Genomic DNA, 15,198 nt, shown 5'->3' on the forward strand with positions numbered 1-15,198 from the left:
TGCCGGTGGCCCCCGCCGTCGGGCAGAGTGGTGCGGTGACCGTCGACGAGTTCACCCGCCCGGTGTCCCGCCGGGTCCTCGGCACCGAGACCCTGCTGGTGCTCGGCCTCTCGCTCGGCAAGTCGGCCGTGTACGCGATGGTGACGATCATCGCCGCGCTGGCCGCGGCCGGGCCGCTGTCATCCCAGACCGCCGCGCTGAACACCTCCCAGGCTGCCCAGCCGTGGCTGGACCTGGCGCGTCAGCTGCTCAGCATCTTCTTCGCGTTGCTGCCGGTGCTGCTCGCCGTACACCTGCTGGCGCGGGACCCCGGCGATCCGGCCCGGACGCTCGGCGTGGACCTGCGACGGCCCGGGTCCGACCTGGCCAGGGGCGCCGGCCTCGCGGCGCTGATCGGCCTGCCCGGCCTCGCGCTGGTCTGGGCGGCCGCGCAGCTCGGGATCAACGCCACGCTGGTCCCCGCCGGCCTGCCCGACCTGTGGTGGGCGGTGCCGGTGCTGATCCTGGCCGCCGTGCAGAACGCGGTGCTGGAGGAGGTGATCGTGGTCGGCTACCTGGTCACCCGGCTGCGCCAGCTCCAGTGGCGGGTCGCCGCGGTCATCGCGGCGAGCGCGCTGCTGCGCGGCTCCTACCACCTCTACCAGGGCTTCGGCGCGTTCCTCGGCAACGCGGTGATGGGCGTCGTGTTCAGCCTCTTCTACCTGCGTACCAAACGGGTGATGCCGCTGATCGTGGCGCACACCCTGCTCGACGTCGTCGCCTTCGTCGGCTACGCGCTGCTGCCGAAGGAGTGGTTCAGCTGGCTCTGACCGGCCGGTAGGCGGCCACCGCGCGGGCCGCCAGCCGCTCGGCGACGGCCGCGTCACCCGCCGCCGCGGCGAGCACCGCCGCCCCCGGCAGCAGCCGGGACGCCAGCCGCAGCGCCGCCCAACCACCCGCCTGTGCGGCCAGCGGCGCCGCCAACCGCCAGGCGGCCTCCCCGGCGCGCGGCCACGGCCGGTCCCCCGGCCCGTCCGCCGCCCGCGCCGCCGCCAGCGCGGTACGCGCACTGGCCTCGTCCGGGTGCACCTGCGTCAGCACCAGCAACTCCACCGCCCGCTCCGCGTCCAGCGGGTCCCGGCCGTACGCCGCCGCCACGTGCAGCACCAGGCCGGCCTGGCTCCACAGCACCGCCGCCAGCTCCGCCACCGGCGCGAACAGCCCGGCCACCGCCGCGACCGCGCCACCGGCCCCGGCCGCCCGCACGAACCGCCGGGTGGCCAGCCGGGCCAGCCCGTCCGGCCCGGCATCCGGGTACGCCGCCCGCAGCCGCACCACCCAGTCGCGGGCGCGCGGCCCGACCCCCGCCACGGCGGCCAGGGCGAGCAGTTCCGGCGCGAAACCGGGGTGTTCCAGCAGCCGACTCCTGATCTCCGTCAGGTCCAGTTCCCGGGTACGCCCCGACGCCGCCGACGGCCGACCGGCCACGACCGTGGGCTCGCGCGCCGGTAGGTCCGTGGCGTGGTCAGGTGGCCTGGCGCTCGTGGCGGCGGCCGGTCCGGCACCGCTGGGCGTGGCCTGCTCGGCGGCGGCCGTGGCCTTCCTGGGTGCTGCCTTCTTCGGCTCGGCGGTCTTTCTCGGCGGGGTCGTGGGGCTCTCGCCCGGGGCGCTCGTGCGTGGGACCGTCTTCTTGCGCGGGGTGGCCTTCCTCGCGGTCTTCCGCGCCGCCGGGGTCACCGGGGTGTCCGGCGCCGCCTTCTCCGGCTCTTTTGATTTGGTTGCCGCGCCGGAATTCACCGGACCGGTCGGCTCGGCCGCGCCCGATGCCCTCGGCGCGGCAGAGTGCGCCGGATCATCCGGCTGGTTCACCGCCTTCCGCGGCCCGCCGGCCCCCCCGTGGCCGGTCGGTCCGCTGGCGGGGCCGGCCCCGGTGGCCTCGGGTGGGGTGGCGACGGGCTCGGACACGTCCTTCGCCGGCCGAGGCTGTCGGGGCAGCGGCTGCTCGGGAGCGGGTGGCTGGAACAGGACCACAGGGGCGGCCTTCGCCGGGCGGCGCTTCCCCGGCGCGGCGTCCGTACCGTCGCTCTTTGCCGCCCTGGCCGCCTTTGCCGGGGTGGGAGGCGGGGTGAAGGTGGCCTTCGGAGAGCGGCGGCGGGCCTCCTCGGAGGGCTCGCGGCGGGGCGGATCGCTCGGCGTCTGCTCCTGCATGTCGATGGAGCGTAGTCGTGAACGTGACGGCGCACACGGTGGAAACACGTCGCCGCGGTAGTCGCTTTGCCCCGGGCGGGGGCGGACCTGTATCCTCGGGCGCGGTGGTCTGCAGGGGCCACCAGGGAGACTTCGCCTAGTCTGGTCTATGGCGCCGCACTGCTAATGCGGTTGGGGTTTTAAAGCCCCTCCCGGGTTCGAATCCCGGAGTCTCCGCGCGAAAGTCAGGTGTGTAGACTGGCCAAGCACCGAGCGCCCGTAGCTCAACGGATAGAGCATCTGACTACGGATCAGAAGGTTAGGGGTTCGAGTCCCTTCGGGCGCACTTCACGATCAAGGCCGTGACCAGGGGAAACGTTGGTTACGGCCTTGATTGTTTCCCAAGATGTGCCGTGATGTTCCACGATGTGGGAGCTTGGTGCTCCGTTGGTGCTCCGTTGTCACCGTGCTGTCCGGGCGGGGGTTCGTGCCGGTCCGTGCTGACCAGTGCGTTTGCGTATCGTCTGGTCTGGATCATGGTCGGGGTGCCGGCGGGTGAGCGTACGGCTGTTGTCCACTGTGGCCGTAGTTGTGGATCTTCTCTGCCGGGTTGGTGTCCGGGCTGTCGGCCGCCGTTGGCCTGGGCTGGCGTACGGCGACGAGCGGGTCGGGGACGTTGGGCAGGGCGAGCGTCGGCGGTGACAGTCGGGAGGCCGACGCATCTGATTCCCGCACTTTTGACCGGCGCGGCGGATCGGGGCAGCGCCAACCCGCCGGCGTGATGGGCCACCTCCGCGCGTTCGGCCGGGTCCCGCCCGGGCATCGCTGCGGCGGTGACTCCCGACCGGGGTCGACGAGGTCGGTCCGACGGCCGCACGTGACGCCACCGGCCCGCGCGCCGGGCCAGGCCGACATCGGCGGACTGGCCGTCGTTGCCGCCGACCGTAGGTGCCACTTGGCGGGTCACGTCGGCGCGTCGTGGGCAGGGTGGATTCGGGCGGCGGGACCCGGATCGAGCAGCCGCACGCTGATACAGCCCTCACCTACGGTGAGGGACCGCCTCCCGAGACGGTCGGCGGTGCGCTGTCATGCCGATTAGAGTGCGTTCGATGCTCTGCTCAGATCCTCGGCCTCGCGCTCTTATGGCGTGGTCGGCTTCATCGGGGTGTCGGCGATCTGGGTGATAAGGAAGTCGAGTCGTTCCTCCTGTCCCTCCGGGGGGATGCGGCCGCTTTCTGACAGGACGGCGATGCCGTGCAACGCGCTCCAGAGGACTTCGGCGAATAGTTCGCGTCGCTTGTTGTCCGGGTGGAAGCAGTTGACGAACTCGTTGAAAGAAGCCCGCAGCGGGGGCGGTGTCTCGGCGCTCGCGAACCTCAGTTCGGTGGGCAGAATGAACATGGCCTGATACAGGGCAGGTCGCTCGGTCGCGAACTCAAGGTAGGCGCGGCAGACGGCGCGCAGGGCCTGTCCGGACTCGGGGGCGGCCTGTCGTGCGCGGCGCAGGTGGGCGGCGAGTTCGCTGAACCCGTCCAAGGCGACGGCGCTGACGATGGCGTCCTTGCCGTTGAAATGGCTGTACAGCACCGGCTGGCTGTACTCCACCCGTTCAGCCAGCCGTCGTGTCGTGACTGCCTCCCAGCCTTCGGTCTCCGCGAGTTCGCGCGCGGCCGTGATGATCAGCTGATGACGGTAAGCACGTTCACGTTCGCGGCGCTCGCTGATGGCGGACATGACAATATCCTAGCAACGCTAGACATCCTGCCGAAGACAAACTATCGTCGCTATCGCAACTAGCGCCGCTAGACGACTGCCGCTGTCACCAAGCGGGGAAGCCGCCCATGCTCACCAACGTCGCCAACGTGCTCGCCGGACTGATCGGCGCAGGCATCATCTTCATGGGCGCGCGCGCCTTCTGGGCGCCGCAGGCCGCCGTCGGCTTCGGCATCCCCGACACGCCGACCGAGGACCGCACCTTCCAGGCCTGGCTGACCGTCAAGGCCGTGCGCGACATCGCCTCGGGGCTCTTCATCCTCATCCTGCTGGCCGGAGCGACACCCCACCTGCTGGGCTGGTTCATGCTGGCCGCCGCCGGCATACCCATCGGCGACGCACTGATCGTGATGCGCAGCAACGGCCCCAAGGCGGCCGTTTACGGCATCCACGGGGCCACCGCCGTGGTGATGCTGGCGATCAGCGTGCTCCTGCTTGTCGCGTAACCGCTTGCAGCGGGAATTAGCCTCTAGTCATGCTCAGCTTCGAGATCACCCCGATAGGTACGGTCCGGAATGACAGGACGGATGTCCAGCACACCGACAACTGGGGTGCCGTCCGCAGCACGATCACCATCGACGAGCGCTTCGGCGAGGCGTGCCTCCAGGGCCTGGAGGACTTCTCCCACGTGGAAGTCCTCTTCATCTTCGATCAGTTCCCGGAGCACGGCGACTACCGCGAACCCCGTCCCTACCGCGGTCGCTCCGACCTCCCGCCCGTTGGCGTATTCGCCGGCCGCGGCCCCCGCAGACCAAACCGCATCGGAGTAACGTGCTGCGCCATCGAATCCGTCAGCGGCCGCGAATTGACGGTGGTGGGCCTCGACGCGGTCTCGGGCACCCCCGTCATCGACCTGAAGCCGACGATGGCGGAGTTCCTCCCGGTGAACGTCAAGCAGCCGGAATGGGTCAGCCGCCTGATGTCGGAGTACTTCCAGCCGTAAGCGAGGGTTTGGCGCGAAGCTCAACACTGTGTTGGGTAGGGCTTTCGTTGGGCTGGCGGTAGTGCCGAAGGTCTTGACGGTGGAGTTGACTCCCGAGCAGCGCATCGAACTCTCGCATCCACGATTACATCGGCCCAACCAGAGTCAGCGGCTTTCCGAAGGGAATCCGGAGCCGGCCGAGCGGCCATGATCGAACGTGCTCCCATGCCGCTGAGTTCTCGCTCCTGGCCGATGAGCGGTCAGGCAGATGGAGGGCCCGAGACCCGCCGGAGCGAGCTGGTCGGGTGGCTGCGCCGACCTGGAGCGGAAGGCCAAGGTCGCGCGGAGCGCTCGCGCCCCCGTGGAGACGATTCGTGCGGCCTCCGACGCCAGGCAGCGTCACCTGCTCGACAGCGCCTGGCGCTGTCGGCCCATGCCGAATGTTAGGACCACTCACACCAACTCGCCGCGCTTTCTGCTCAGGTAGGTCCGCTCGGCGGAGTTCTGGGTGGCGGCGATCGCGGCGTCGTACGCCTCCTTCGCCTCGACGCTCCGGCCAAGCCTGCGGAGCAGGTCGGCGCGGGTCGCGTGCCACGCGTGGTAGCCCGTGAGCGGCAGCCGGTCGACCAGAGCGAGGGCGACGTCCGGGCCATCCAGCTCCGCGACCGCGACCGCGCGGTTGAGTGCGACGATCGGCGACGGGTCGAGCCGGGTCAGCTGGTCGTAAAGCGCGACGACCTGCGACCAGTCCGTGTCCGGCGCCGTGGGGGCGTCGGTGTGGACGGCGTTGATCGCGGCGAGTATCTGGTAGCGGCCGGGTCGGTTGATCGCGAGGCACTCGCGGACCAGGTCGTGGCCCTCGTCGATCAGCGCGCGGTCCCAGCCGGCGCGATCCTGCTCATCGAGCGGGACCAGCTGCCCATTCCGCACGCGGGCCTCGCGCCGGGCCTCGGTGAGCACCAGCAGCCCGAGCAGACCGGCCACCTCCGGCTCCTCGGGGAGCAGCTGGCGGAGGATCCGCGTCAGCCGGATTGCCTCGCCCGTGAGCTCGGCTCGAACCGGGTCGCCATCGCCGGTGGCGAGGTAGCCCTCGTTGAAGACGAGGAACAGCACTGCCAGTACGCCGCCGAGCCGCTCGGGGAGGTCGGCGGCCTCGGGCACCCGGTAGGGCACCTTCGCCGACGCGATCTTCTTCTTCGCCCGGGTGATCCGCTGCGCCATCGTGGTTTCGGGCACGAGAAACGCCTGCGCGATCTCGGGCACGGTCAGCCCGCCGAGGAGTCGGAGCGTCAGCGCGATCCGCGCCTCCGGTGCGAGCGACGGGTGGCAGCAGGTGAAGAGCAGCCGCAACCGGTCGTCCTCGACCGGTCCGGTGGGCTCGTGGGGCGTGTCGTCGTAGTACATGAAGGCCGCCTGATGCTTGGCGTCGCGCTGGTTCTCCCGGCGGATCCGGTCGATCGCGCGGTTGCCCGCGACGGTGGTGAGCCAGCCGCCGGGGTTGGGAGGTAACCCGGACTCGGGCCACCTCTCCAGAGCCGCTACAAATGCCTCGCCCGCCGCCTCCTCCGCGATATCGATGTCACCAAATCGGCGGGCAAGCGAAGCGATCAGGCGGCCGTACTCCTCGCGGAAGACCCGCTCGACGGCCGCCGTTCCGTCCTTCATCGATCAGTCGTCGGTCGAGCCGGCTCAGGCGAGGCCGTCGAACGGACGGACCTCGACCTTGCCCCGGCACGCCTTTGACCCCTCGGCCGCCAGCTTGAGCGCCACGTCAAGGTCGGGCGCGTCGATGACCCAGAAACCCCCGAGGACCTCCTTGGTCTCAAGGTAGGGGCCGTCGGTCAAAACCGGCGTCTCACCCTGGCCGTCGACGACGGTCGCCGTCGAGGCCGGCTGAAGCCCACCCGCGAAGACCCAGTAGCCATCAGCGCGCAGCTTGTCATTAAAGGCGCCGGTCGCGGCGAATGCCTCCTCCATCTCCTCCTTCGAGCCGTAGTTGCCGAACTCGTCCATCTCGGCGGGGCCGTGCACGGCCAGCAGGTAGTGCGTCATCCCACTTCTCCTCAGTTCCGGGCGGTCCCGATGACCGCCTTCCACCCCACCACGAACGGCATCCCGCCGATACGACAACCTGCCACAGAAATCTTGCGACCGGGTTCTTCATAGCGAACCGCGCGGTCGACGCCCCGCGCAAAGCACAGGACCTTCGTGTCCTCAGCCGCGTCTTCATCCAGGGCGTACCCGTCGGGACTGGCTGCGCCGGCGTCAGGGCCGGAACCCGCGCCCGACCCGTCCCGACGCTGCGTCACCACGCATCCATCCGTAGAACCTTTTTTCTCGCGACCTGTCGGATCCGGACCCGCCCGTTCGTGGAGGGGGTATGAGCGGGCAGCACCGGGCGGCCCGCCGAGAAGAGGAGCCCGACATGTCCACCACCATCCAGGTCCCCACCCGCATAACCCCCAGCGCGCCGACCCCGACTGCCGAGCGACAGCCGGTCTGGAAGCACGGCGTCGCCGCGGCCGTCGTCGCCTCGGTCACCACGACCGTCCTCGCGGCAGTCGCGTCGGCCGCCGGGGTCTCGTTCGCCGACAGCACAGGCGCGAGCATCCCGATCGCCGGGTTCGCGCAGCTGACACTGGTCTTCTCGCTCGTCGGCGTCGGCATCGCCGCCGTCATGGCGCGCAAGGTACGCCGGCCGCGGCCCACGTTCGTGCGGACGGCGGTCGCGCTGACCGCGCTGTCCTTCGTCCCGGACCTCACGTTCGGGTTCGACGCCGGCTCCGCAGCAACCCTGATCACGCTGCACACCGTCGCCGCGGCGATCGTGGTGCCGGCCCTGGCGGGGCGGCTCGCGCGCACGCGCTGACCCGTCTCGAACCCTGCCACTGCCCTTCGCCAGGTCGACGCTTCAGTCCCCTCCCGCTGGTGGCGTGACGAAGTAGAAGCGCCTACACAACGCTTGGATCAGTCCGACGGCGACGAGTTCTCGCAGTAGTCCCCAGTCTGTACCCACCGATCAACCGCACCCGAGGGGAACGACATGACCGCTACCTACACCTTCGACGTCTTCTCCAGCCTCGACGGCTACGGTGCCGCCGGCGGCAACTGGACCGGCTACTGGGGTAAGCAAGGCCCCGAGTTGCTCGACCACCGCCTTGCCTTGTACGGCGCGGAGCAGCGGATGGTCTTCGGGGCCAACACGTATCGGGCATTCACGCGGATGCTGGCTTCGAGCACCGAGGGGTCCGAAGTGCATGACCCATGGATCACTCGGATGAGGAACCCGCCGGCAATGGTGGTGTCGACGACCCTGGAAGGACCCCTCGACTGGCCGAACGCGACCGTCGTGAGCGGTGACGCCGTCGACGTCGTCGCCCGGCTCAAGGAGGAGTCCGAGTGAATCCAGCCAGTTCGTAGGTCTGCCGCGCTGGAGCATGGCCCGGGTCGCCACCAGTCTCGACGACGGCCAAGGTCACTCCGCGGGCGCGCATCCAGTTGACCGCGTGCGTTGTCAACGCCGTGCCGAGCCCCAGGCGTTGAGCGGCAGGGTCTACGGCGAGCATCTCGATGACACCGACACCTCCTTGCCGCTCTTCAGCTGCAACGAAGCCGAGCGGCTCGTCGTCGCCGCTGACTCCCACCCAAACGGTCATGGACTCGGAGGCGCAGACCTCTCGGACAGCAGCCTCCTGCGCTTGTCGCCAGTCCGGATACTGTCGGTCGAAGACTCGCTCACCCATCACCGCCCGCATCGACGCGAACACCGGCGCCCACGCCCGCAACGAAAACTCCGCTATGGCGTCAACATCACGAGACTCGAGGGCGCGAATTCGATGATCCATGAAGGCGACGCTGCCACCGCAGAGCCACAACCGCGACGGAATTGTCAGCCTTCCCCAGAGATCCCGCTCATCACGAAAGACACGGACGCATCACACATCACGGCGAACGTCGCTCAACACCCAGCTGACGGCGCGTACTTTGCCGCAGATAATGCGCGCATCTGCGGTAGTTGGGTGGTCAGCCTGCAGTGAGCCGTTGGCCGGCGACGTGGCGGCAAACTCGGCCAGGTCGAGCACGAGGAGCGGCGTGCGGCCCAAGGCTCTGTCTGCTCGACAGTTCGTGACCACGAGACGGATCCCCTCCGAACGTTCCGCCAGGAAGACCGTCGATATGTATCTCACCGTGCGAGATGATTGTCAGAAAGCTGTTGACATGAGGTGGCATGTGAACGAACAGGCCAAAATCGGGCTCTCAAAAATTCTCTGATCAAGGCATTGGCCAGGGGTGCTCGCCCCGGCGACTACGGATCAGAAGGTTAGGGGTTCGTCACCGAAGGCCTGACGTTTGTCACCCGTGACGTGTCGATCGCGCTGTACGACGTGGACGCCCTCAAGGTGTGACAGCCCGGTTCGCAAGGCCAGCGAACCAGATTCGATGCTGTCCATTCCACTTGGCCCGCGCGATCCGGGTGAGGCCGACGCCCGGTGCGGCGAGTAGCCCGGGTTGGCGATGGCTGGCCGTTCAGTGGAGGGCACGCAGCCGGCGGTTCACCTCCTCCAAGTCGAAGGTGTCCGGGGTGAACTGGCTGGCATCGGCCAGTCCCAGCCATTCCAGGCGCTCGTCGTGCTCGGGGTGTGCCGGGTCGGCGAGCACCTCGACCAGTTCCTGGTATCCCCAGATCCCACCGCAGTCATCGGGCGGGGCGGCCCGCTTCCCGCCGATACACCGGGGATGATCTGTCGACGGGTCCGGGGCGAGCACCTTCTCGACCAGGATGTCGTGTACCCAGTCGTCCCCGAAGTCGTAGGTGTACCGGAATTTGTCTTTCACCTCGGGCGCGACCTGCTCCAACGTCACCGACCCGCCCGCCCGGTGCCCCAACTCGCGGTCGGCGCGCCCGAAGTCGCCGTACGCCGTCTCGAACACGTGCATGTGGCCGCCGTGCCAACCGAACGCCGCACCGATGGTGGCGTGCAGCCGGGCCAGGCTGATGTCCGCAGGCACCAACAGCCGCCGCCAGATGGGTGGTTTCGCGCCACGCATACTCACCTTGAGCTGATACACCGGTGCCGGGCCGGCGGTCTTCTTCCGCTTGGCCGGAAGCTTCGCCGGCTGCGCCCGCCCGGCTGCCAGGAAGTCGAGACTGCGTCGCCGCAGCGGCGATCCCGACGTGCGTGAAGGATGTGCCGCGTAGCGGGGATGAGCCTGGGCGTGGGGCCGGGCGGGCTGGCGTTCGGCCCGCCCGGCCTCGCAGGCGGGGACCACCGCGTGGACGCTGGGCGGCTACTGCGCCAGGACGACCACGACCGTGGCGAAGCATCCGACTATCGCGGCTGTGCCGCCCAAAACGGCGTATGGCAGCCAGTCGCGCGGCCGTTCCTGCGGCATGGGATGCGTTGGCTGGTTCCACGTGGCGGGTGCCGGCTGGGTGTTGTTGACCGGCCAGCGGGGCGGCGGGGTGCGGGTGGTCGATTCGACGATCATGGTGCCTCCGGCAGCGTCAGGGGTCGCTGTTACGGGTCGGGCATGGGAGGCCGGGCGGGAACTGGGGGCAGGTGTGGGGCCGACTGTCCCGCCTGGCGAGGGGTTTGGCCATGTGTTGCGGCCGTTCCTTGTGGATCAGCGTCGGTCCGTTGCCTGCCGTTACAGCGGCCATGGCGGAGGGCCTGGCTCGTGGCCGGCCGAGAGGAACTCGTTGAAGAGCTTCGTGCCGGACTTGACCAACAACGATGGCTCGGTGATGCATCACGACGAGCTCGAAATGGCGACTCTCCGTCGGGACGGGTCTGTGGCCGGCCGATAAGTTTGGGATGCTGCCTCGGTCTACCTTCCGACACCACCCGACTCGAAGGGAACGCCCCGATGGCAAAGCTCATCTCCACGCTGTTCATCTCGGCCGACGGTGTGGCCGAGATCGACCCCGATTGGCACTTCCCGTACTTCGACGAGAACATGGGCCGCGCCGTCGGTGAGGACTATGACACCGCTGACGTGCTGCTCATCGGTCGCGAGACCTACGACAGCTTCGCCGGAGCGTGGCCCGACCGCGAGGCGGCGGGTGGGGACGACGCACCGTTCGCCAAGCAACTCGGGGACGTGCGCAAGGTGGTCGTCTCGCGGCAGCCGCTGGAGTTCTCCTGGCGCAACTGCGAGCTGATCAAGGGCGATCTCCTCGATGCCGTCACCTCGCTCAAGGCCGATGCTGGCATCAGAGGCATCCTCATCCCCGGTTCGATCTCCGTGGTGCAGCAGCTGCTCGCTGCGGGGCTGGTCGATGAGCTGCGCCTGCTGGTGCACCCGGTGGCGGCGCGTAAGGGCCGCAGGCTGTTCGACGACGGCGACGCGCCCTACCACCTGAGGATGACGGCCACGGAGGCGTTTCCGACGGGCGTGATCCGCGTGATCTACTCGCCGACCGAGGCACCCACCACGGTCGGCTACGACGAGGTCAAGGACCAGGTACCCGGAGGGAAATAGCCGCCTTTCGGAGGCGCGGACGCCGGCCGAGCGGGGCCGTCGACGCAGCCGGCGATGGCGAACAGCACGATGGCGGCGGGCAGCACGAAAGATCGGTTCATGGGCGGCACCGTAACGATCCGCGTCAACGTTCCCTTGTCGGCGCGGCGGTGCTGCCCGTTCTGATGACGGGCCGGCTGCTCAAACAACCATTGCGCGGCCCGCGCCCCGGCCGGCTGCACCCGGATGCCTCGGATGCGTCACCTGATCGCGTATGAGGATTTGCGTAAAGCTGCGTGACGAGGCTGCGGGGAGGTTAGGCTTCCGCGATAGAAGCCACGACTGCCCGGAGCTCGTTGGCGGGGGAGTCCATTCTCGTTTCCTAGGCGCCACGATACTTGTCCCGGCGATGATGCCGGGCCTTGGGTCGGTTGGGTTGCTAGTCTGTGTCTACTCGTAGTGGATCTCGTTTTGACAGTCGATCGCGACGGCGGTCCCGTTATCGCAAGGTTGGTGGAATGCCGCCCGATCGGCGATCCGGTCAGCGCCGAGACCCCATCCTTCGTTGGCTTCGTAAACCGATAGAACCTCCTGGCTCCGAATACAAGCGGCCTGGGCGGAAGAGTCAGGGCAGTCGGCGCCCGACTCTTGATGAGGCTCGCAGGCAGGGTCCACGCGGGTGGTTGCGTATCCTCGGGCCTGGAATCACCACCGGGGCGGCCGACGACGATCCCAGCGCCATCGGCACCTACGCCCAAGCCGGCGCAACGGCGGGCTACGGACTGCTCTGGACCGGCCTGTTCACGCTGCCGATGATGATGTCCGTGCAGGAGTTGGCCCAGCGCATCGCGCTGCAGACCGGCGTTGGCTTGGGCGCCGCGCTGCGCCGGAAATTCCCGGCCTGGGTGGTCGCGACTGCCGTAGCACTGCTGGCCGCATCGAATGTCATCGTCATAGCCGCCGATCTTCAGGCGGTGGCCGCCGGCATAGAGTTGCTCACGCACGGCTTCTTACGCACGTCGTGGCTGATCGCTCCGGTGGCGGCTGCGCTCGTCGGCTTCCAGTTGCTCGGCAAGTACGACACTCTGGTCCGAACATTCAAGTGGCTGACTCTGGCCTTGTTCGCATACGTTGGCGCGGCCTTCTTGTCTCATCCGCAGCCGCTGCAGGTCTTGTCCGCCACCTTCGTGCCTCACATCGAGTTCTCAAGCCAGTTTCTGCTCCTGCTGGTGGCCGTCCTGGGGACCACACTCTCGCCGTACCTGTTTTTCTGGCAACCAGCCGAAGAAATCGATGACCAGCTAACCGCGGGCAAGCTGTCCGTCGAGGAAAGGGCAAACGTCAGTCAAGAACAACTCCAATCGGCGCGAGCTGACACCTTCATCGGCATGTTCTTCAGCCAATTGGTGGCGTACTGCATCATCCTCAGCACCGCCGCAGTCCTCCACAACCACGGCAAAACCGACATCAAGACGGCCGCCGACGCGGCTCAGGCACTGACCCCGTTCGCCGGCCAAATCGCCTCCGTGCTCTTCGCCGCCGGGTTCATCGGCACCGGCCTCCTCGCCATTCCCGTCCTGTCCACCTCAACCGCGTACGCGATCAACGAGGTGTCCTCGATACCCGCCAGCCTTGCCGCCCGGCCCAAACGCCAACCCACCTTCTACGCGATCATCGTGCTCGCAACGGCAATCGGCGTCGGCATCAATGTTCTGAACGTGAACGTCATCCAAGCCCTGGTCATAGCATCAGTCCTCAGTGGCGTCGCCGCAGTGCCACTGTTGGTGTTGATGACCCTGTTCGGCGCTGACCCCCACCACATGGGCGCACGGACCAGCCGCCGGCTCAGTCGCACCCTGACCTGGATCAGCACCGCGGCGATGGCAGCGGCATCCATAGCGCTACTCGCCAGCCCGATACTGTCAGCCTGACCTCAAGGCAGCATCTGTCCAAATCCGGGGACCTGTGGGGTGCCAAATCCTGGCTACTGGGTCTGACCTGGCCTTATGCGGCGCGTTCGTACTCGTTGATGAGCCCGCCGAGGACGGGTCGACGTTTGATCCGTTCGTGGTTGAGGTCGATGACGGGACGGTCGGAGCGTGGGGGTTGCAACTGCAGGGCTCGGTGTGGCCGTCGACCGTTGTAGTGCCGGGCGTATTCGCCGAGTGTTCGGCGTAGGTGTCGTTCGCCGAGGATGAGCATGCGGTCGGTGACCTCGGTGCGGGCGGTGAGCACGAACCTCTCCGCGTAGGCGTTGGCTCGTGGGCTGCGCGGTGGGATCTTGTATACGGTGATGCTGGCGTCGGCCAGCACGGCGTCGAAGGCGGCGGTGAACTGCCCGGCCCGGTCCCGGACGAGGACCGTGAATTGGTCGGCCCGATCGCCCAGGTCCATGAGCAGGTTCCGGGCTTGCTGGACCGTCCACGGTCCGTCCGGGTTGGCGGTGATGCCGAGGATGTGGACGTAGCGGCTGCCGACCTCGATGACGAAGAAGACGTACAGGCGCTGCGGGGTGAGTCGACGTGGAAGAAGTCGCAGGCGAGCATCGTGGCAGCCTGCGTGCGCAGGAACCGCAGCCATGTGGTGTGGTCGCGGCGTATCGGCGCTGGTGGTATGCCCAGTCGGTTGAGGATCCGGCGGATCGTGGAGGCGCCGATCCGGTGGCCGAGGCCGCGTAGTTCACCTTGGATGCGCTGGTAGCCCCAGCCGGGGTTGTCGCGGGCCATCTGCTCGATCAGCCCGGCCACGACCGGGTCGACCAGAGGGCGCCCCGGCCGGTGGGGATATGTCCAGTGCCGGGCGACCAGCCGCTGGTGCCACCGCATGACCGTGGCCGGGGTGACGAGCCGGTGCATCTTCAACGCCTGAGGCAGGAGTTTGATCAGGGCGGCGAGCACCGCTCGGTCGGCCCAGTCCGGACGTGGCTTCGGGTTCTGGCGGCGCAGGACCGCGTTCTCATGACGCAGGACCAGGATCTCTAGGAACCCCGCAGGTCGCCAACGCCGTGCCGTACGTGCTGTTCGGCATCGGGCAAGAAACGGTCGGATCGAACGTGGCGGGGGTGCTGAACGCGACCACGCCGCTGTGGACGCTGCTCCTGGCGTTCCTCGTCGGCCTCGACCGGGCCGTGACCGTGAAGAAAGCCGCCGGGTTCGCCCTCGGGTTCCTCGGCGTCGTGGTCATCTTCTCGCCCTGGGAATCCGCGAGCGAGGTCGCCAGTTGGGGCGGCCTCGCCTGCCTCGCCGCAGCCGCCAGCTACGGAATCGGCTACGTCTACATGGGCCGGTTCCTGACCGGCCGCGGAATCCCTCCGCTCATGCTGTCGGCGGCCCAGCTCGGCGCAGCCACAGTCCTGCAAGCCCTAGCGTTGCCATTCGCCGGGCTCGAATCACCGGCATGGCGACTCGACGCCGTCGCAAGCCTGCTCGTCCTCGGCGCACTCGGCACCGGAGCCGCCTACGTCCTGAACTACCGCATCGTTGATGACGAAGGCCCGACCGCCGCATCAGTGGTCACCTACCTCCTGCCCATCGTCGCCGTGATCCTCGGATGGCTCATCCTCCACGAAGCCATCACCGCCGCGATCGCGGCCGGCATCGCGCTGGTCCTTGCCGGGGTCACCCTCACCCGGAAGCGGTCGGCCGAGAAGCGGTAGGAGCTGTGATCCGACAGCTGATGTGCGTGTCTAGTCCCACCACCTGCTTGACGAATCCGTCCCAGCACATGCACGACAGTCGGCCTTGGTTCCTCGGTCGTCCTGGTTATAGTCGGTGACATCTGAGAGGGCGGTTCGGAAGGTTAGGTCCTTTTCGGGGCAAGGGCGAATATTCCGGGTTCGGTCTCGGTCAGGATCTGGCGGTTGACCAGGCGTTTCA

At 68.2% G+C, this 15,198-nt stretch carries 18 protein-coding genes and 2 tRNA genes; 10 read left to right on the forward strand and 10 right to left on the reverse strand.

The features are described 5' to 3' along the window. Positions 1–35 precede the first annotated feature (35 nt). Positions 36–809 carry a CPBP family intramembrane glutamic endopeptidase gene (locus AB0I41_RS04085; protein WP_357101582.1) on the forward strand — a complete coding sequence of 258 codons (774 nt, stop codon included), beginning with the start codon at positions 36–38 and terminating at the stop codon, positions 807–809. Here the strand turns inward: AB0I41_RS04085 and AB0I41_RS04090 are convergent. Next, entirely contained in the window at positions 796–2,187 is a 1,392-nt protein-coding gene (locus tag AB0I41_RS04090) for a hypothetical protein (protein WP_357101584.1), read from the reverse strand. The two genes, AB0I41_RS04085 and AB0I41_RS04090, sit on opposite strands and share 14 nt — an antisense overlap. A 125-nt stretch (positions 2,188–2,312) precedes the next feature. On the opposite strand from AB0I41_RS04090, the gene AB0I41_RS04095 reads away from it, so the two are divergent. Together AB0I41_RS04095 and AB0I41_RS04100 are read left to right on the forward strand one after the other, a co-directional pair. Next, positions 2,313–2,403: transfer RNA gene (locus AB0I41_RS04095), tRNA-Ser, on the forward strand. A 36-nt stretch (positions 2,404–2,439) separates the two neighbouring features. Next, positions 2,440–2,512, forward strand: a tRNA-Arg gene (locus AB0I41_RS04100). A 794-nt stretch (positions 2,513–3,306) separates the two neighbouring features. Here AB0I41_RS04100 and AB0I41_RS04105 read toward each other — a convergent pair. After that, on the reverse strand, positions 3,307–3,900 hold the full coding sequence (locus AB0I41_RS04105) for a TetR/AcrR family transcriptional regulator (protein ID WP_357101586.1): 594 nt from the start codon (positions 3,898–3,900) through the stop codon (positions 3,307–3,309). A gap of 107 nt (positions 3,901–4,007) precedes the next feature. On the opposite strand from AB0I41_RS04105, the gene AB0I41_RS04110 reads away from it, so the two are divergent. Next, positions 4,008–4,385 (forward strand): DUF4267 domain-containing protein, encoded by a 378-nt coding sequence (locus AB0I41_RS04110; protein WP_357101588.1) that lies wholly within the window; start codon positions 4,008–4,010, stop codon positions 4,383–4,385. A 29-nt stretch (positions 4,386–4,414) separates the two neighbouring features. Beyond that, on the forward strand, positions 4,415–4,882 hold the full coding sequence (locus AB0I41_RS04115; RefSeq protein WP_357101590.1) for an SAM-dependent methyltransferase: 468 nt from the start codon (positions 4,415–4,417) through the stop codon (positions 4,880–4,882). Positions 4,883–5,314: 432 nt separating this feature from the next. Here the strand turns inward: AB0I41_RS04115 and AB0I41_RS04120 are convergent, their stop codons facing one another. From AB0I41_RS04120 to AB0I41_RS04130, 3 genes are read right to left on the reverse strand one after another with little or no spacing between them, the layout of a single operon-like run. Next, a complete protein-coding gene (locus AB0I41_RS04120) occupies positions 5,315–6,526 on the reverse strand; it encodes an RNA polymerase sigma factor (protein ID WP_357101592.1) in 1,212 nt (403 codons plus the stop codon). A 24-nt stretch (positions 6,527–6,550) separates the two neighbouring features. Further along, the gene (locus AB0I41_RS04125) at positions 6,551–6,913 is read right to left on the reverse strand and encodes a YciI family protein (RefSeq protein WP_357101594.1); all 363 of its coding nucleotides are present in this window, start codon (positions 6,911–6,913) and stop codon (positions 6,551–6,553) included. Between the two features lie 11 nt (positions 6,914–6,924). Beyond that, positions 6,925–7,173: a hypothetical protein gene (locus AB0I41_RS04130; RefSeq protein ID WP_357101596.1), complete on the reverse strand. Its 249-nt coding sequence runs from the start codon at positions 7,171–7,173 to the stop codon at positions 6,925–6,927. 113 nt (positions 7,174–7,286) lie between these two features. On the opposite strand from AB0I41_RS04130, the gene AB0I41_RS04135 reads away from it, so the two are divergent. Together AB0I41_RS04135 and AB0I41_RS04140 are read left to right on the forward strand one after the other, a co-directional pair. After that, entirely contained in the window at positions 7,287–7,730 is a 444-nt protein-coding gene (locus AB0I41_RS04135; RefSeq protein ID WP_357101598.1) for a DUF6069 family protein, read from the forward strand. 174 nt (positions 7,731–7,904) lie between these two features. Continuing rightward, complete coding sequence (locus AB0I41_RS04140; RefSeq protein WP_357101600.1) at positions 7,905–8,264, forward strand: hypothetical protein; 360 nt, start codon at positions 7,905–7,907, stop codon at positions 8,262–8,264. Here the strand turns inward: AB0I41_RS04140 and AB0I41_RS04145 are convergent. The 4 genes from AB0I41_RS04145 to AB0I41_RS04160 all read right to left on the reverse strand — a co-directional run bounded on the left by AB0I41_RS04145 (position 8,245) and on the right by AB0I41_RS04160 (position 10,351). Then, positions 8,245–8,706 (reverse strand): GNAT family N-acetyltransferase, encoded by a 462-nt coding sequence (locus AB0I41_RS04145; protein ID WP_357101602.1) that lies wholly within the window; start codon positions 8,704–8,706, stop codon positions 8,245–8,247. The two genes, AB0I41_RS04140 and AB0I41_RS04145, sit on opposite strands and share 20 nt — an antisense overlap. 90 nt (positions 8,707–8,796) lie before the next feature. Beyond that, complete coding sequence (locus AB0I41_RS04150; RefSeq protein ID WP_357101604.1) at positions 8,797–9,048, reverse strand: hypothetical protein; 252 nt, start codon at positions 9,046–9,048, stop codon at positions 8,797–8,799. A gap of 340 nt (positions 9,049–9,388) precedes the next feature. Next, the gene (locus tag AB0I41_RS04155) at positions 9,389–10,132 is read right to left on the reverse strand and encodes a plasmid pRiA4b ORF-3 family protein (RefSeq protein WP_357101606.1); all 744 of its coding nucleotides are present in this window, start codon (positions 10,130–10,132) and stop codon (positions 9,389–9,391) included. Positions 10,133–10,150: 18 nt separating this feature from the next. After that, entirely contained in the window at positions 10,151–10,351 is a 201-nt protein-coding gene (locus AB0I41_RS04160; protein ID WP_357101608.1) for a hypothetical protein, read from the reverse strand. A 378-nt stretch (positions 10,352–10,729) separates the two neighbouring features. On the opposite strand from AB0I41_RS04160, the gene AB0I41_RS04165 reads away from it, so the two are divergent. Both AB0I41_RS04165 and AB0I41_RS04170 read left to right on the forward strand, forming a co-directional pair. Continuing rightward, positions 10,730–11,344 carry a dihydrofolate reductase family protein gene (locus tag AB0I41_RS04165; protein ID WP_357101610.1) on the forward strand — a complete coding sequence of 205 codons (615 nt, stop codon included), beginning with the start codon at positions 10,730–10,732 and terminating at the stop codon, positions 11,342–11,344. 662 nt (positions 11,345–12,006) lie between these two features. After that, positions 12,007–13,254, forward strand: a complete 1,248-nt coding sequence (locus AB0I41_RS04170) for a divalent metal cation transporter (protein ID WP_357101612.1) — start codon at positions 12,007–12,009, stop codon at positions 13,252–13,254. A 73-nt stretch (positions 13,255–13,327) separates the two neighbouring features. Here AB0I41_RS04170 and AB0I41_RS04175 read toward each other — a convergent pair whose 3' ends face one another. Next, entirely contained in the window at positions 13,328–13,903 is a 576-nt protein-coding gene (locus tag AB0I41_RS04175; protein ID WP_357101614.1) for an integrase core domain-containing protein, read from the reverse strand. A gap of 424 nt (positions 13,904–14,327) precedes the next feature. Between AB0I41_RS04175 and AB0I41_RS04180 the strand changes: the two genes are divergently transcribed. Then, positions 14,328–14,978: a DMT family transporter gene (locus tag AB0I41_RS04180; RefSeq protein WP_357101616.1), complete on the forward strand. Its 651-nt coding sequence runs from the start codon at positions 14,328–14,330 to the stop codon at positions 14,976–14,978. Positions 14,979–15,198 lie beyond the last annotated feature (220 nt).

It is taken from the genome of Micromonospora sp. NPDC050200, from assembly GCF_040656135.1.
Classification (GTDB): Bacteria; Actinomycetota; Actinomycetes; order Mycobacteriales; family Micromonosporaceae; genus Micromonospora.

What these genes read in the sequence shown, in the direction of transcription:
- AB0I41_RS04125 (WP_357101594.1), bottom strand. Translation starts at nt 6,913, where the DNA reads ATGACGCACTACCTGCTGGCCGTGCACGGCCCCGCCGAGATGGACGAG.
- AB0I41_RS04160 (WP_357101608.1), bottom strand. Translation starts at nt 10,351, where the DNA reads ATGATCGTCGAATCGACCACCCGCACCCCGCCGCCCCGCTGGCCGGTC.
- AB0I41_RS04135 (WP_357101598.1), top strand. Translation starts at nt 7,287, where the DNA reads ATGTCCACCACCATCCAGGTCCCCACCCGCATAACCCCCAGCGCGCCG.
- AB0I41_RS04165 (WP_357101610.1), top strand. Translation starts at nt 10,730, where the DNA reads ATGGCAAAGCTCATCTCCACGCTGTTCATCTCGGCCGACGGTGTGGCC.
- AB0I41_RS04110 (WP_357101588.1), top strand. Translation starts at nt 4,008, where the DNA reads ATGCTCACCAACGTCGCCAACGTGCTCGCCGGACTGATCGGCGCAGGC.
- AB0I41_RS04145 (WP_357101602.1), bottom strand. Translation starts at nt 8,706, where the DNA reads ATGGATCATCGAATTCGCGCCCTCGAGTCTCGTGATGTTGACGCCATA.
- AB0I41_RS04175 (WP_357101614.1), bottom strand. Translation starts at nt 13,903, where the DNA reads ATGGCTGCGGTTCCTGCGCACGCAGGCTGCCACGATGCTCGCCTGCGA.
- AB0I41_RS04105 (WP_357101586.1), bottom strand. Translation starts at nt 3,900, where the DNA reads ATGTCCGCCATCAGCGAGCGCCGCGAACGTGAACGTGCTTACCGTCAT.
- AB0I41_RS04120 (WP_357101592.1), bottom strand. Translation starts at nt 6,526, where the DNA reads ATGAAGGACGGAACGGCGGCCGTCGAGCGGGTCTTCCGCGAGGAGTAC.
- AB0I41_RS04115 (WP_357101590.1), top strand. Translation starts at nt 4,415, where the DNA reads ATGCTCAGCTTCGAGATCACCCCGATAGGTACGGTCCGGAATGACAGG.
- AB0I41_RS04090 (WP_357101584.1), bottom strand. Translation starts at nt 2,187, where the DNA reads ATGCAGGAGCAGACGCCGAGCGATCCGCCCCGCCGCGAGCCCTCCGAG.
- AB0I41_RS04140 (WP_357101600.1), top strand. Translation starts at nt 7,905, where the DNA reads ATGACCGCTACCTACACCTTCGACGTCTTCTCCAGCCTCGACGGCTAC.